10 protein-coding genes are annotated in these 13256 nt (G+C 70.1%); 6 read left to right on the forward strand and 4 right to left on the reverse strand.

Annotation, left to right across the window (positions count from 1 at the left end):
- Window positions 1–56: 56 nt before the first annotated feature.
- Window positions 57–3884, forward strand: coding sequence for a LamG-like jellyroll fold domain-containing protein (locus C1926_RS00180; protein ID WP_108757861.1), 3828 nt, complete (start codon window positions 57–59; stop codon window positions 3882–3884).
- 115 nt (window positions 3885–3999) lie between these two features.
- On the opposite strand, the gene C1926_RS00185 is transcribed toward C1926_RS00180, so the two are convergent.
- The 4 genes from C1926_RS00185 to C1926_RS00200 all read right to left on the reverse strand — a co-directional run bounded on the left by C1926_RS00185 (window position 4000) and on the right by C1926_RS00200 (window position 8210).
- Entirely contained in the window at window positions 4000–4587 is a 588-nt protein-coding gene (locus C1926_RS00185) for a cysteine dioxygenase family protein (RefSeq protein WP_108757862.1), read from the reverse strand.
- Window positions 4588–4706: 119 nt separating this feature from the next.
- On the reverse strand, window positions 4707–5564 hold the full coding sequence (locus C1926_RS00190) for a rhamnogalacturonan acetylesterase (protein ID WP_108757863.1): 858 nt from the start codon (window positions 5562–5564) through the stop codon (window positions 4707–4709).
- Window position 5565: 1 nt separating this feature from the next.
- Window positions 5566–7191: a carboxylesterase family protein gene (locus C1926_RS00195; RefSeq protein ID WP_108757864.1), complete on the reverse strand. Its 1626-nt coding sequence runs from the start codon at window positions 7189–7191 to the stop codon at window positions 5566–5568.
- Window positions 7188–8210 (reverse strand): alpha/beta hydrolase, encoded by a 1023-nt coding sequence (locus tag C1926_RS00200; RefSeq protein ID WP_108757865.1) that lies wholly within the window; start codon window positions 8208–8210, stop codon window positions 7188–7190. The genes C1926_RS00195 and C1926_RS00200 overlap by 4 nt, the downstream gene beginning before the upstream one ends.
- A 174-nt stretch (window positions 8211–8384) precedes the next feature.
- Here C1926_RS00200 and C1926_RS00205 point away from each other — a divergent pair, with 174 nt between their 5' ends.
- The 5 genes from C1926_RS00205 to pelA are packed head-to-tail and all read left to right on the forward strand — an operon-like array spanning window position 8385 to window position 13227.
- Window positions 8385–9212 carry a 2-keto-4-pentenoate hydratase gene (locus C1926_RS00205; protein ID WP_108757866.1) on the forward strand — a complete coding sequence of 276 codons (828 nt, stop codon included), beginning with the start codon at window positions 8385–8387 and terminating at the stop codon, window positions 9210–9212.
- Window positions 9213–9252: 40 nt separating this feature from the next.
- Window positions 9253–10254, forward strand: coding sequence for a TRAP transporter substrate-binding protein (locus C1926_RS00210; RefSeq protein WP_108757867.1), 1002 nt, complete (start codon window positions 9253–9255; stop codon window positions 10252–10254).
- A 10-nt stretch (window positions 10255–10264) separates the two neighbouring features.
- Window positions 10265–10795: a TRAP transporter small permease gene (locus C1926_RS00215; protein WP_108757868.1), complete on the forward strand. Its 531-nt coding sequence runs from the start codon at window positions 10265–10267 to the stop codon at window positions 10793–10795.
- Between the two features lie 3 nt (window positions 10796–10798).
- Window positions 10799–12082 (forward strand): TRAP transporter large permease, encoded by a 1284-nt coding sequence (locus C1926_RS00220; protein ID WP_079224528.1) that lies wholly within the window; start codon window positions 10799–10801, stop codon window positions 12080–12082.
- Entirely contained in the window at window positions 12079–13227 is a 1149-nt protein-coding gene (pelA, locus tag C1926_RS00225; protein WP_254057352.1) for a pectate lyase, read from the forward strand. The genes C1926_RS00220 and pelA overlap by 4 nt, the downstream gene beginning before the upstream one ends.
- Window positions 13228–13256 lie beyond the last annotated feature (29 nt).

The raw sequence follows: 13256 nt of genomic DNA on the forward strand, positions 1-13256 counted from the left end.
GTACCGCACCGCCGCCATGCCGCTGCACCGTCGAATGCTGCTGAAAGGAAGGTTCCATGCACCGTACCGCTTCTGCCCCCACCCCGCTGTGCCGCCCGCGCCGCCGCCTGCTGGTGGCCGCGCTGTCGCTGGCCACCGCGCTGCCCGCGCTGGCCGCACCGTCGCCGACGCTGCTGTTCCACGTCGACGCCAACCAGGGGCTTACCGCCGTGACGGCGCAGGGCGAAGCGGTGCCGAACTTCCGCGATAAGGCGGCGGTGGTCGATGACGGTGCACGCGGCAAGGCCATCCAGTGGGAAGACGATGGCGTGCTGGCCTGGGATGCGCCCGGCAACATTCAGGCCCAGCGTGGCACCCTCGCCTTCGACTGGCGTCCGCGCTACGCGGTGGGCGAAGCGCCGTTCGTGATCTTCCGCGTCGGCTATGCCGACCACAGCAGCTGGGACATGGCATGGCTGCGCATCGACTGGAACGGCCACGGCTTCGATGCGTTCGTCACCGATGCCAACCTCGCACGCAGCCGCGTGTCGTTCCGCATGGATACGCCGCCGCGGCCGGAGCAGTGGCTGCACCTCGCCTTTGCCTGGGACGAGGACCAGGGCGTGCGCCTGTTCGTCGATGGCCGCGAAGTGGCGCGTGCACAGGCCACCGGTGACTACGATGCGGCGCTGGACCAGCTCGGCCTGGCCGGACGGGTGATGGCGCCCTACCAGGTGCAGAGCCGTTACAACTTCCTGCGCGGCAGCGATTTCCAGCACATCCGCGTCTACGACCGCATGCTCGATGGCCCTGCCGTGCAGGCGTTGGCGGGCGGCAAGGCCCCGGCCAGCGCGGTGGCAGCGGCCACCGACGAGCGTGCCTGGCGCCATCGCTTCGGCTGGGAAGGTGTGGCACCGCCGGCGCTGGCATCGGCCGGCACGCGCATCCGCAAGATCGAGTTTGCCGACACCCGTGACCTGAAGGCATGGATGTGGAAGGCCACCGATGGCATCGCCGAAACCACCTGGCCGGGCGTCTACAACCGCTCGCGCCTGCCCGGCCGCAACGACTATTTCCAGCTGCCGGACTGGAACACCTACGTGGAAAGCGGCCAGCACCTGGACCTGACCCTGCCGGCCGGCGAGACGGTGAACCGCATGGAGATCCGCGGTGCGGCCTTCGGCACGCTGGCCCACGGCGCCGACGCTGCCCACGCCACGCAGGTGCTGGCCACGCGCCCGCGCGGCGTGGTGCGCAGCGTGCAGGACATTCCCGCGCAGCAGGGCGGCGTGCTGCGTTTCAGCAACGTCGAACAGGAAACGCCGATCCAGGAAATCTGGGCCTACAACGTGAGCGAAGGCGCCGAACCGGAAGGCACGGTGAAGCAGGCCTACGTGATCGACAGCCAGGCGCTGCCCGACTACACCAACCTGGAGGCGCTGCGGCATTACATCGATGGCCGCTTCCCGGTGGCCGAGCGCAGCACGGTGATGGCCCTGCCCAAGGGCGCCGGTTCGCGCCGCCGCAGCCCCGACACCCTGCCAGCGCAGCTGCGGCCGATCGTGCACGTGCTGATTCCCTCCGGCGTGGGCGATGCGCCGGCCAACCAGCCATTGATCCGCAGCTGGGCCTACAGCTGGGAAAACATGCACGACGGCCTGGATGGCGTGGCCATCGATATTCCCGCGCTGGACCTGCCGGCTACCCACGAAGGCCTGATCCCGCTGAACATCCGCATCAAGGACCCGATCTGGCCGGCGCGCGACATGATCGACGTTTCGGTGTCGGTGCAGCCGGGGCAGGCACGCACGCTCTGGCTGGACCTGCGTGACCGCATCCTCACCCCGGACAGCCTGTGGCTGAGCATCGCCTCGGCCGCGCCGGGCTTCGATGCCGCCGCGCTGGATGGCGCGCAGATCCGCCTGGTGTTCAAGCCGCGCGCGGACGCGCTGAAGGAGCACGTCGCCGACCGCTTCAACCAGGTGCGCGACAACTGGGGCTTCCTGGTGGAGGAGCACACCACCTCCAAGCGCCAGCGCCTGTATGCGCGCGTGTACGCCGACCTCAGCGATCTGCTGCGGGTGGACCCGGACCACGAACTTGGCCGCCTGTATTGGAACTACATCAGCTACAACAGCCAGGGCCGCCCGCCCTACACCGCACCGGCCGTGCCCACGGGCGTACCGGCGTGGGCGTTCAACCAGGTGCAGGACCTGGCCCAGGTGCGGCAGTTCGTCGACTGGTGGATCGACCAGCGCCAGGTGGCCTATGGCGATTTCGGCGGCGGCATTTCCGATGATTCCGACCTGACCCAGCAGTGGCCGGGGCTGGCCCTGATGGGCGTGCAGCCGGACCGGCTGAATGCCTCGCTGACCGCGCTGTCCGATGCGGTGTACCGCAATGGCATGTTCAGCAACGGCCTGAGCACGATCGAAACCGACGAGCTGCATTCCTACGAGGAAGGCATCAACACCAACAGCGCCATGCTCTACCTCAACTGGGGCGACCCGTTGACGCTGGAGCGCCTGATGGAAACGGTGAAAGCGTTCGACGAGCGCATCATCCTGCGCAACCCGCAGGGCAACCTGCTGTTCTCCAGCAACTGGTTTGGTGGCAACAAGGTCTACCGCGAACCGAACTGGCAGTGGCAGAAGCCCTATTCGTTCCCGGTGCTGCACCCGGCGTTCCTGCTGGGCCAGTACAACGCTGATGCGACCGGCCGGAAACTGGTGATCGGCCTGGCCGATGGCTACCTGGCCCACGCGGGCACTGACGGGAAGGGCCGCTTCACCCTGCCCAACGAGATCAACTGGGCCACCGGTGCCACCCGTGGCGGCGAGCTGAACAACGGCTCCGGCGGCGGCGACACGATGCACACCTTCTGGGCGGCGTGGCGCTGGACCGGTGATGCGAAGTACCTGCAGGCGCTGGACTACCGCGTGGCGCGTGGCGGGCCGGGCGCGCTGGCCAACCTCGGCGAGAACTATGTAGACGTGCTGGGCAGGCAGCAGGAGTGGTACCCGCTGCTGACCGCCGACGCCGATGCTGGAAAGACCGGTTTCGCCAGCCTGATGGCGTGGCAGGCCAGCGGTGATACGAAGTACATCGACGCGCTGCACGCCGACGGCCTGCAGGTCAAGGTGCAGCGCGCCTACATGAACACCGAGGGCCACTGGTGGTCCGACCGCGTGGAAGCGCCCAGCGAGTTCCTGCAGCGCGCCCGCCTGGGCGGCATCGCGCTGAAGCGCAACCAGAGCTGGCCCGGCCACACCGTCAGCTGGCGCTTCGACCGCGACGGCGCCGCCGAACAGGTGGCCCTGCTGGTGCACGCGCCGTCACGCGAACGCTTCACCGTGACCAGCCACAACCTGGGCACGCGCACCATCGCCGCCGACATGACCGGCTGGAACGTGGCCAGCGGCACCTGGCGCGTGCGCAGCGGCGTGGACGCCGATGGTGATGGCCGCATCGACGGCACCGCCACCGAACGGAGCGTGCAGCTGGAGACCAGTGTCTCGGTGCCGATGCAGTTCCGACCGGGCCGCACCGAAGTGTTCGAGTTCGAGCGGATCACCGCCGGTACGCCGGTGGAAATGCGCGCGGACCTGGGCATCGGTCGCGGCGATGTGCGGGTGGACGGGCGCCAGGTGCACGTGACCGTGCACAGCCTGGGCCATGCCGGCAGCGGCGTGGGCGTGGCCGTGCTGGAAGACGCACGTGGCCGCGAGATCGCGCGCACCGAGGTGCCGGCGCTGGCCGCACCGGCCGACCTGCAGCCGAAGACGGTGGTGGTGTCGCTGCCCTTGCCCGCCGGTGACCGCAGCGGCCTGCGCGTGCGCGTGGCGTTGGCCGATGACGGCGAGGAAGTGACCCGGTTGAACAACGTGGCCGACGTGCCGCGTTGATGGGAGTGCCGCTGCCTCGCCTGCGTAGAGTCGAGCTTGCTCGACTGTTGTTGGTGCCCTGCAAAGCGCAGTCGAGCAAGCTCGACTCTACGGAGAGCGATGCGCATGCGCGACGTCAGGCCGCGTCGGTCTCCATCATCTTCACCCGGCGCTGGTACCAGCCATCGTCGAGCGGATCGAACACCGCGCTGCGTTCCATCACGCCCTGGTACACATGCACCGACACCGCCACGTCGGTATCGCTGGCGTTGCGCAGCGTGTGGTACTCGTGCGGCGGGATCAGGCTGCCAGCGCTGCCGCGGTAGCCGTACAGCGCCTCCTGCGCGGCGAAGCGGTGGCGTTCGCCCTGCCGTTCCAGCAGCGCATACGGGGTGACGATCAGTTCGCCCTGCCAGACCCCTTCCACGCACCACATCGCATCGTGGTCGTGCAGCGGCGTGCCCTGCCCCGGGCCCCAGCACATGGCGATGACGCTGTAGCCCAGGGTCGGGCTGCGGTGCAGTTCGCGGCGCGCGTAATGGCCGTCCACCGGGCGGCGTACGCAGGCGGGCAGTTCGATGAGCGGATCGATGATGGCCTCGCGCAGCACCTTCTGCAGCGCGTGGGTGATCAACGGCGGGTCGGCCAGGCAGACCGCGCCGTCGATGGCCGCCAGCAGGCGATCCCGGCCCGTGAACGGCAATGATGTGAATGCTGCTCCCATGCCAGCCAGTCTAGGCGAGCCGGGTTAACAGAATGTTTTCAGTCGTGCGGCCAGCGCCCGAAAGGCCAAGTACGACAGCGTTAGACGCAATTGGCCGACGTATCCCGACGTTGGCCGCATCAAGGCAACAGCAGTGCGCGCATCCCCGGCACCTCGCGGGCCAGTTCCGTGGCCACCAGGGTCGCGAACACCTGCGCGCCCTCGTCGCCCAGATGGGTGTAATCGAAGGCCTGCTTGGCCTGGCCCATTGGTTCCAGTGCCGCGTTCTGCACCGCCGCCGGCGCGCCTGCCAGGCCCGGGCTGGCGCCCACCGTGGTGCCGCCCAGTGCGCTGGCCACTTGTGCCTGGCTCGCCGGTGCCTGCGCAAGCCGCATCGCCGGCACCGGCCCGAGTGCCTGCACCAGGGCGCGGCTGCGCGCATGCAGATCCACCAGCGGCACCTGCAGTTCGCGCGCCACCGCACGCACGCTGTCGGCCCAGGGCGCCAGATCGTCCACCAGCACGCCATCGACGAACTGGCGGCGCGTCAGCGGGGTCAGCAGCACCGGCGTCGCGCCGGCCGCGCGGACCTGCTGCACGTAGCGGCGCAGGTTGTCGGGGAACTCCTGCTGCAGGTCGGTCGAGCGCCCCGGCTTGCCCGGCTGGTCGTTATGGCCGAACTGGATCAGCACCCAGGTGGCGGCATAACCCGGCGTGCGCATCTCCGCCTCGACCAGGGCCCACGAACCCTCGGCGCGGTAGTTGTACGTGCTGCGGCCACCGCGTGCCAGGTTCAGGCAGGCGGCAAACGAGGTCACGTGGTCGGCGCAGAAGCGCGGGCCCCAGCCGCCCTGCACGGCGGTGGTGGAATCGCCCACCAGCACGATCTTGCTGGCGCGGATCGCCGTGGGGGCGGGACGGTCGCTGATCGACGGGTCGACGGCGGCGTGGGCCGCGCCGACCACGGCCAGGGCCAGCAGAACAGGCAGCGGGCGCATCTCAGGCGGTACCTCGTTGCAGGAAGGGGACGCGCTGATAGAGCTCGCGCTCGCCGCCGCGCGGGTCATCGGCGCCGCGGCTGCGCACGTCGAACAGCATCGTGCGCCGCTGCGGCAGGGTGTACGGCGCCCAGTCCGCCAGCCCGGCGTGGTTGGGATTGCCGTGGCGGGCGAAGGCGACCAGTGCATCGCTCATGGTCGCGGCCAGCGCGCGTGCATCCGCGCCGCCGCCGGTGCGCGCCGTGGGCAGGCCGGCGTTGTCGAACACCAGCGGAATGTCGAGGGTGTGGAAGGCACGCAGGCGCCCTTCCTGCACCGGCGAGGGCCAGTCGAGCTGGTAGGCCCAGGTGGGCGCCGCCGTGGCCGGCTGGCGGGCACGGGCTTCCAGTTCCTCCACTGCGCCACGCCAGGAGCGCCCGGCGGTGGTGGCCGCGAAGAACACCTCCGACGCCGTGTAGTGCGGGTACAGGCGGCGGTAATGCTCGATCACCACCGATGGCAGCAGATCGACGAACTGCTGCTTCTCCAGCTGCGCCGGCAGGGTGGTCCAGTCCAGCGCGAAGTTGCCCGGGTCGTTGCCGAGGAAGGCACGGGTTTCATCGCGGGTGTTGCCGATCACCATCGGGATGGCCGCCGACTGCGCCGGTGCCTGCGGCCAGAACGGATGCACCGGCAGCACCACCTCATCCAGCACCGGCCCGAAGTACAGGGCGCTGTCCTCCACCCGCGAGGGATCACGGGCACGCGTCGCGGCCAGCAGATCGGCCGCGGGCAGGCGCAGCAGCGCGGCCAGATCCGGCGCGCGCACTGCGTCCATCGCCACCGCCGCACGCTGCGCGGCTGCGCGCGGGCCAGCGGCGGTGACCTGCTGCCCGCTCATCGTCCAGGCCCGCTGGAACAGGCCGCGCGCGGCCGGCATCGCCATCAGTGTGGCGATCTTGGCGCCGCCGCCGGACTGGCCGAACACGGTGATGTTGCCCGGGTCGCCACCGAACGCCGCAGCGTGCTCGCGCACCCACTGCAGCGCCTGCACCAGATCCAGCTGGCCGACATTGCCGGATGCCGCGTAGCGCGGGTCGCCCAGCGCGCCCAGGTACAGGTAGCCGAAGGTATTGAGGCGGTGGTTGAGGGTGACCACCACCACGTCGCCACGGCGGCACAGCGCACTGCCGTCGTACAGCGGGTCGCTGCCGGAGCCGTTGTTGAAGCCGCCGCCGTGGATGTAGACCAGCACCGGCCGCCGCGCGCGCGCATCCAGCGCCGGCGTCCACACGTTGAGGAACAGGCAGTCCTCGCTGCCCGGGCCTTCACTGCCGCCCTGCGGTGCCGCCGCGCCGTACTCCAGTGCGTCGGCGATGCCGCGCCAGGCCGCTTCGGGCCGCGGTGGCTGGAAGCGGTAGGCGGCCGTGTCCGCGCCGTAGCGCAGGCCGCGGAACACCAGCACGCCCTGTTCGCGCTGGCCGCGCACACGCCCGCCGCGCACCCGCGCCAGCACCTGGGTGTCGTCGCGCGGGCCGGGTGCTGCCAGCGCCGCCGGCAGTGATGCCACGGTGGCCGTGGCCAAGGCCCAGCGCGCGCTGTCGCGCAGGAAGCGGCGGCGCTGCAGATCGTTCGGCGCGGTGTTCATCGGCTACCCCGGGGTCGGATCCCCTCGCCACCGGAGAGGGGCTCTGACCCCTCATCCCACCCCGTGCCCGCAGCCGCCAGCCACGCTTCCGCCAGCATCGGCCACGCCGCCAGGGTGGAACCCGGCGGCACGCGCATGCCGAATCCATGCCCGCCGTGGGCGAACAGGTGCAGTTCGTGTTCAACGCCGGCGTCGGCCAGTGCCGCGGCCATCAGTTCGCTGTTGTGCACACTCACCACGCGGTCGTCGTTGGCGTGGATCAGCAGGGTCGGCGGCATGTCCGCGCGCACCTGCTGCTGCATCGAATACTGCGAGGCCAGCGCCGCATCCGGGTGTTCGCCCAGCAGGCGCCCGCGCGAGCCACTGTGCGCATGCGCGCCCATGTCGATGACCGGATAGACCAGCACCGCCCGCGCCGGCCGTGCGCTCAACCGATCGATCGCATCGCGCGCCGGGTACACCGGGGCATCGAAGGCGGTGGCCAGCCGCGCGGCGACGTGGCCGCCGGCGGAAAAGCCCATCACCGACACGCTGCCAGCATCCAGCCCACGCTGTGCGGCCTGCCCGCGCACCACGCGCAGCGCACGCTGCGCATCGGCCAGCGCGGCCTGGCGGTCACGGCCGGCCTGCGGCAGGCGGTAGCGCAGCACGAACAGGGTGTAGCCGGCGCGGTCCACCCACTCCGGCACCAGGGCGCTGTCTTCCTTGTCGATCACCACGCGCTGGTAACCGCCACCGGGAATGACCAGCAGTGCGCGCCCGTTCGGCCGCGCCGGCGCATGCACCAGCAGGTAGGGCGCATCGATCTGGTCGACATAGCGGTCGGGCTGCGCCGGATCACGGCTGCGCTCGACCACCCGTGCCGGCCGCACCGGTCCCTGCTCACCCGGCACCTGCCCGGCCGGCCACAGCGCGATCCGTTCGCCGGCCAGCTCCTGGCCGGGGCGTTCGTTGTCGCGCGGCGGCGCGGCGGAGGTGGTCAGCGGCAGGGCCAGCAACAGCCCGCAGAACAACAGCATGACAGGACGCAGACGCATGGCAGGCAACGGCTCCGGCAGGACGGGGACAGGGTGCCTGGTGCATCCGGTGGCAGCACGTGATGCGCTGCGGCTTGCACGATGACACCGGTTTACCATATACACCTCCTGCAGACGCTGTCGATGGGCAGTGCAACAAACACAGGGAGACCGTTCTTGAGCAACGAACACGGCACACATGGGCAGACGCCGCCGCCGGACGATGCGGCCGCGATCGCCCAGGCCTTCACCACCGCCCGCCGCGCCGGGCAGTCGCTGGCCGCATTCCCGGGCACCATCCCGGACACCCTGGTAGGCGCCTACCAGGTGCAGGACCTGGCCATCGCCGCCTGGGATGACCGCGTGGTCGGCTGGAAGGTGGGTTACATCGCCGCCGAGCGCCGCGACGTGTCCGCGGATGACCGCCTGCTGGGCCCCATTTTTTCCCGCCAGCTGAAAAATGCTACCGGTGGAACAACGGACATCCCGGTGTTCGTCGGCGGCTTTGCCGCGGTCGAAGCGGAGTACGTGCTGGAGCTGTTGGAGGACGCTCCGGCCGGACAACTGCACTGGTCGCCGGAGCAGGCCGAGGCCCTGCCTGCGCGCCTGTACATCGGCGTGGAAGTGGCCAGCAGCCCGCTGGCCACCATCAACGAACTCGGCCCGCGCGTGGTGGTGTCCGACTTCGGCAACAACAACGGCCTGGTGCTGGGGCCGGAAATCGCCGACTGGACCGCACGCGATGAAACCTCGCTGCGCGCCGAGACGCTGATCGAAGGCGAAGTGGTCGGCACCGGCGGCGCCACGCGCCTGCCAGGTGGCCTGCGTGCTGCGTACGCCTTCGCGCTGTCCCGTTCGGCCCTGCGTGGCCGGCCGCTGCGCAAGGGCGACCTGATCGCCACCGGCAACGCGACCGGCATCCATGACATCACCGCCGGGCAGACCGCGCTGGTGCGTTTCGCCGGCTTCGGCGACATTGCCTGCCGGGCCGTGCCAGCGGGATAACCGCTGGCCTGCCCTGGTGAACACGCGCGGGAGGGCGCAGATGATCACACGACGTAACTTCCTGGCCGGTGGCGCTGCTGCCCTGGCCACGCCGATGCTCGCCGCCTGTGGCCGCGGGCCGGGCGCCAGCGTGGACGGCGGCACCCTGCTGACCGCCACCGATGTGCACGTGGCCGATTACCCCACCGTCACTGCGGTGAAGTGGATCGGCGAAACGCTGGAACGCGAAACCCAGGGCCGGCTGCGCCTGCGGCAGTACCACTCGGGCCAGCTGGGCCGCGAATCGGAAGCGATCGACATGGCCCGTTTCGGTGCCATCGACATCACCCGCGTCTACGCCGGTGCGCTGAACAACGCCTTCCCGCTGACCCAGGCGCTGTGCCTGCCCTACGTGTTCAAGTCGGTCGCGCACCAGCGCGCTGCACTGGATGACGGCGTGGCCGACGCGGTGCTGCGCGGCTTCGAGAGCCGCGACCTGGTCGGCCTGGCGATCTACGATTCCGGCGCGCGCTGCTTCTACAACACCAAGCATCCGATCGTTTCGCCGAAGGACCTGCATGGCCTGAAGCTGCGCGTGGCCTCCTCGGACATCTTCATCCAGCTGATGCGCCTGCTCGGTGCCAACCCGACGCCGATGTCGCTGGGCGATACGTTCTCGGGGATGGAAACGCACATGATCGACGGTGCCGAGAACAACATGCGCAGCTTCCATTCCAGCCGCCATTTCGAGGCCGCGCATTACTGGTCGCAGAGCGATCACTCCTACGCACCGGACGTGCTGCTGATGTCGCGCGCCAGCTTCGAGCGCCTCAGCCCCGATGACCGCCAGCTGCTGCTGCATACCGCGCGCGCCTCGGTGGGGGTGATGCGCGAGCAGTGGGATGCCTCCGAAAGCGCTGCGCGCCGCGCGGTGCTCGATTTCGGGGTGAAAGCCAACGAAGTGGACATGCCCGCCTTCCGCGCCGCGGCCCAGCCGCTGCTGAAGGAGTACCTGCAACAGCCGGACATCGCCGCGCTGGTCGACCGCATCCGCGCTGCCTGAGGACCCTGCCATGACCGAGACCTTGCCGCCCGTTGCCGGGCCTGGACAGCGCCTGCTGGACCGCATCGCCGACATCGCCATCTACTGCGCCGTCGCCGCCCTCCTCGGGCTGGTGGTGGTGCAGGGCTGGCAGGTGTTCGCCCGCTACGTCATCAACGATTCGCCCAGCTGGACCGAGCCGGTCACGCTGCTGCTGCTGGCCACGGCGATGAGCCTGGGTGCGGCCTGCGGCGTGCACACCAACCGCCATTTCGGCTTCTTCCTGCTGCACGCCTACATGGCTCCCGGCCTGCGCCGCGCGGTGGACGTACTGATCCAGCTGGTGGTGGCGGTGCTCGGTGGCTTCATCGCCTTCTGGTCGGCCGACCTGCTGCTGGACGGGCTGGGCATCAAGGCCGCTGGTGCCCCGCTGCCGCAGAGCATCAACTACCTGCCGCTGGCGGTGGGTGGTGCGCTGATGGTGCTGTTCGCATTGAACCGTGCGTGGAAAGCGCTGCAGGCCAGCGACGCTGGCAGCGACGACGCTGAAGGAGATCGTTGACCCATGGGCATCACCATCCTGTTCGCCGTATTCGCCGTGTTGCTGCTGCTCGGCGTGCCGGTGGCCTACGCACTGGCCGCGGCCGCGCTGGCAACCCTGCTCTACCTGGACATTCCCAGCATCGTGCTGGTGCAGCAGATCTCGGCCGGCACCGGCTCGGCCTCGCTGATCGCCATTCCGCTGTTCATCTTCGCCGGCGAGATCATGATGCGCGGTGGCATTTCCGAGCGCCTGATCGCACTGGCGTCCTCGCTGGTCGGCCGCATGCGCGGTGGCCTGGGCCAGGTGTCGATCCTGTCCTCGCTGTTCTTCGGCGGCGTGTCCGGTTCGGCCATCGCCGACGTCTCGGCGGTCGGTGGCACGATGATCCCGCAGATGGTCAAGCGCGGCTATGACCGCGATTTCGCGGTGAACGTCAGCATCACCGCCGCGCTGGTGGCGCTGCTGGTGCCGCCCTCGCACAACCTGATCCTGTTCTCTGCCGCCGCCGGCGGTGGCCTGTCCATCGCCGATCTGTTCGCGGCGGGCATCGTGCCGGCGCTGCTGATGACCGTCGCCCTGATGCTGACCGGCTATGCCGTGGCACGCCGCCGCGGCTACGGCGTGGAAGTGTTCCCGGGGTGGCGCGCGGTGCTGCTGCGCATCGTCTCCGCCCTGCCCGGCCTGGGCCTGGTCGCGCTGATCTTCGTCGGCATCCGTGCGGGCATCTTCACCGCGGTCGAGAGTGCGGCCATCGCCGTGGTCTACGCCCTGCTGGTGACCACCGTACTGTACCGGCAGCTGCGCTGGCGCGAGTTCTTCGACACGGTCATCCATGCCGCGCGCAGCACCGGCGTCATCCTGTTCGTCATCGCCACCGCCGCCGTGTTCGGCTGGCTGCTGGCCTACCTGCAGGTACCGACCGCCGCAGTGGACTTCCTGCAGTCGTTCGCCCACAGCCAGTTCATGGTGCTGCTGATGATCGTGGTGATGCTGCTGCTGCTGGGCACCTTCATGGACCTGGCGCCGATGATCCTGATCTGCACGCCGATCTTCCTGCCGGTGGCCAAGGCCTATGGCATCGACCCGATCCACTTCGGCCTGGTGCTGGTGCTGACCGGCGGCCTCGGCCTGGTGACGCCGCCGGTGGGCTCGGTGCTGTTCATCGGTACCTCCATCGGCAAGATCACCGTCGGCCAGAGCATGCGCACCATCTGGCCGTTCTGGTTCGCCGCGCTGGCGGTGCTGCTGATCGTCACCTTCTTCCCGCAGCTGTCGCTGTGGCTGCCGGCCGCGCTGCGCGCATGATGCGGCGTCGCGCGCTGCCGCTGCTGCTGGGCGTGGGCATGGCCGCCACGGCGGCCCACGCTGCGCCGCCGGCGGCAGCACCTGCCATTCCGGTGGGCAGCTTCAACGACGGCGTGAACCACTGGCGCAGCGGCCATGCCGAGGGCTACGCGCGACTGCAGCCGCAGCAGTACCGGCAGATCGCCGACAACCTGCTGTTGCTGCAGCGCCGCTCCGGCGGCTGGCCGGTCAACCAGGACCCGCTGCGGGTGCTGGACGCCGCAGCGCGCGCGGCCGCCCTCGTAGCGCAGCAGGAGCCCGGCGGCAGCTTCGACAACCGCACCACCTACACCCAGGTGGACTACCTGGCCGAAGCCTTCGCCCGCAGCGGTGACACCCGCTATCGCGACGCTGCGCTGCGCGGGCTGGATTTCATCCTCGACCAGCAGATCGAGCGCTGTGGCGGCTGGCCGCATTCGGTGCCGGCACGCACCGCCTACCACGACCGCATCACCTTCGCCGACGATGTCACCAGCGGCGTGCTGACCACCCTGCGCCAGGTGCAGGACGCACCGCGCTTCGCCTTCGTCGATGCCGCGCGCCGCGCGCGGGTGGCCACGGCGGTGCAGCGCGGCGATGCCTGCCTGCTGCGCCTGCAGGTGCGCCAGCACGGCCAGCCGACGCTCTGGGCCGGCCAGTACGATGCCAGCACGCTGCAGCCGGCGCCCGGGCGGAAGTTTGAACTGGCCGCGCTGGTGACCGACGAGAGCGTGGGCGTGGTGCGTTACCTGATGTCCATTCCCGATCCGTCGCCGCAGACGGTGCAGGCCATCGAAGGCGCGCTGGCGTGGTTCCAGGCCAACGCGCTGCATGGCCTGCGGCTGCAGACCGTCGACGCACCGGCCGAACAGTTCGCGCACCACCGCAGCACGGTCGATCGCCGCCTGCTGGCCGACCCGGCCGCGCCGCTGCTGTGGGGCCGCTTCCACGACCTGGCCGACAACAGCGTCGTGCTGGCCAACCGCCAGGGCGAACGCCTGCAGACCTACGAGCAGGTCGGCCGCGAGCGCCGCACCGGCTACCACTGGTATGGCACCTGGCCACAGGCCCTGCTCGACCGCGATGCGCCGGCCTGGCGCGCGCGCCTCGGCCGCCCTGCCCCCTGACGCTGCACCTGCCACCGCACCCGCACCAC

Source organism: Stenotrophomonas sp. ZAC14A_NAIMI4_1 (assembly GCF_003086915.1).
GTDB lineage: Bacteria > Pseudomonadota > Gammaproteobacteria > Xanthomonadales > Xanthomonadaceae > Stenotrophomonas.

Excerpts from the sequence above, each read along its gene's own strand:
- C1926_RS00200 (WP_108757865.1), bottom strand. The coding sequence starts at position 8,210 with ATGCTGTTGTTCTGCGGGCTGTTGCTGGCCCTGCCGCTGACCACCTCC.
- C1926_RS00185 (WP_108757862.1), bottom strand. The coding sequence starts at position 4,587 with ATGGGAGCAGCATTCACATCATTGCCGTTCACGGGCCGGGATCGCCTG.
- pelA (WP_254057352.1), top strand. The coding sequence starts at position 12,079 with ATGATGCGGCGTCGCGCGCTGCCGCTGCTGCTGGGCGTGGGCATGGCC.
- C1926_RS00195 (WP_108757864.1), bottom strand. The coding sequence starts at position 7,191 with ATGAACACCGCGCCGAACGATCTGCAGCGCCGCCGCTTCCTGCGCGAC.
- C1926_RS00220 (WP_079224528.1), top strand. The coding sequence starts at position 10,799 with ATGGGCATCACCATCCTGTTCGCCGTATTCGCCGTGTTGCTGCTGCTC.
- C1926_RS00180 (WP_108757861.1), top strand. The coding sequence starts at position 57 with ATGCACCGTACCGCTTCTGCCCCCACCCCGCTGTGCCGCCCGCGCCGC.
- C1926_RS00190 (WP_108757863.1), bottom strand. The coding sequence starts at position 5,564 with ATGCGCCCGCTGCCTGTTCTGCTGGCCCTGGCCGTGGTCGGCGCGGCC.
- C1926_RS00215 (WP_108757868.1), top strand. The coding sequence starts at position 10,265 with ATGACCGAGACCTTGCCGCCCGTTGCCGGGCCTGGACAGCGCCTGCTG.
- C1926_RS00210 (WP_108757867.1), top strand. The coding sequence starts at position 9,253 with ATGATCACACGACGTAACTTCCTGGCCGGTGGCGCTGCTGCCCTGGCC.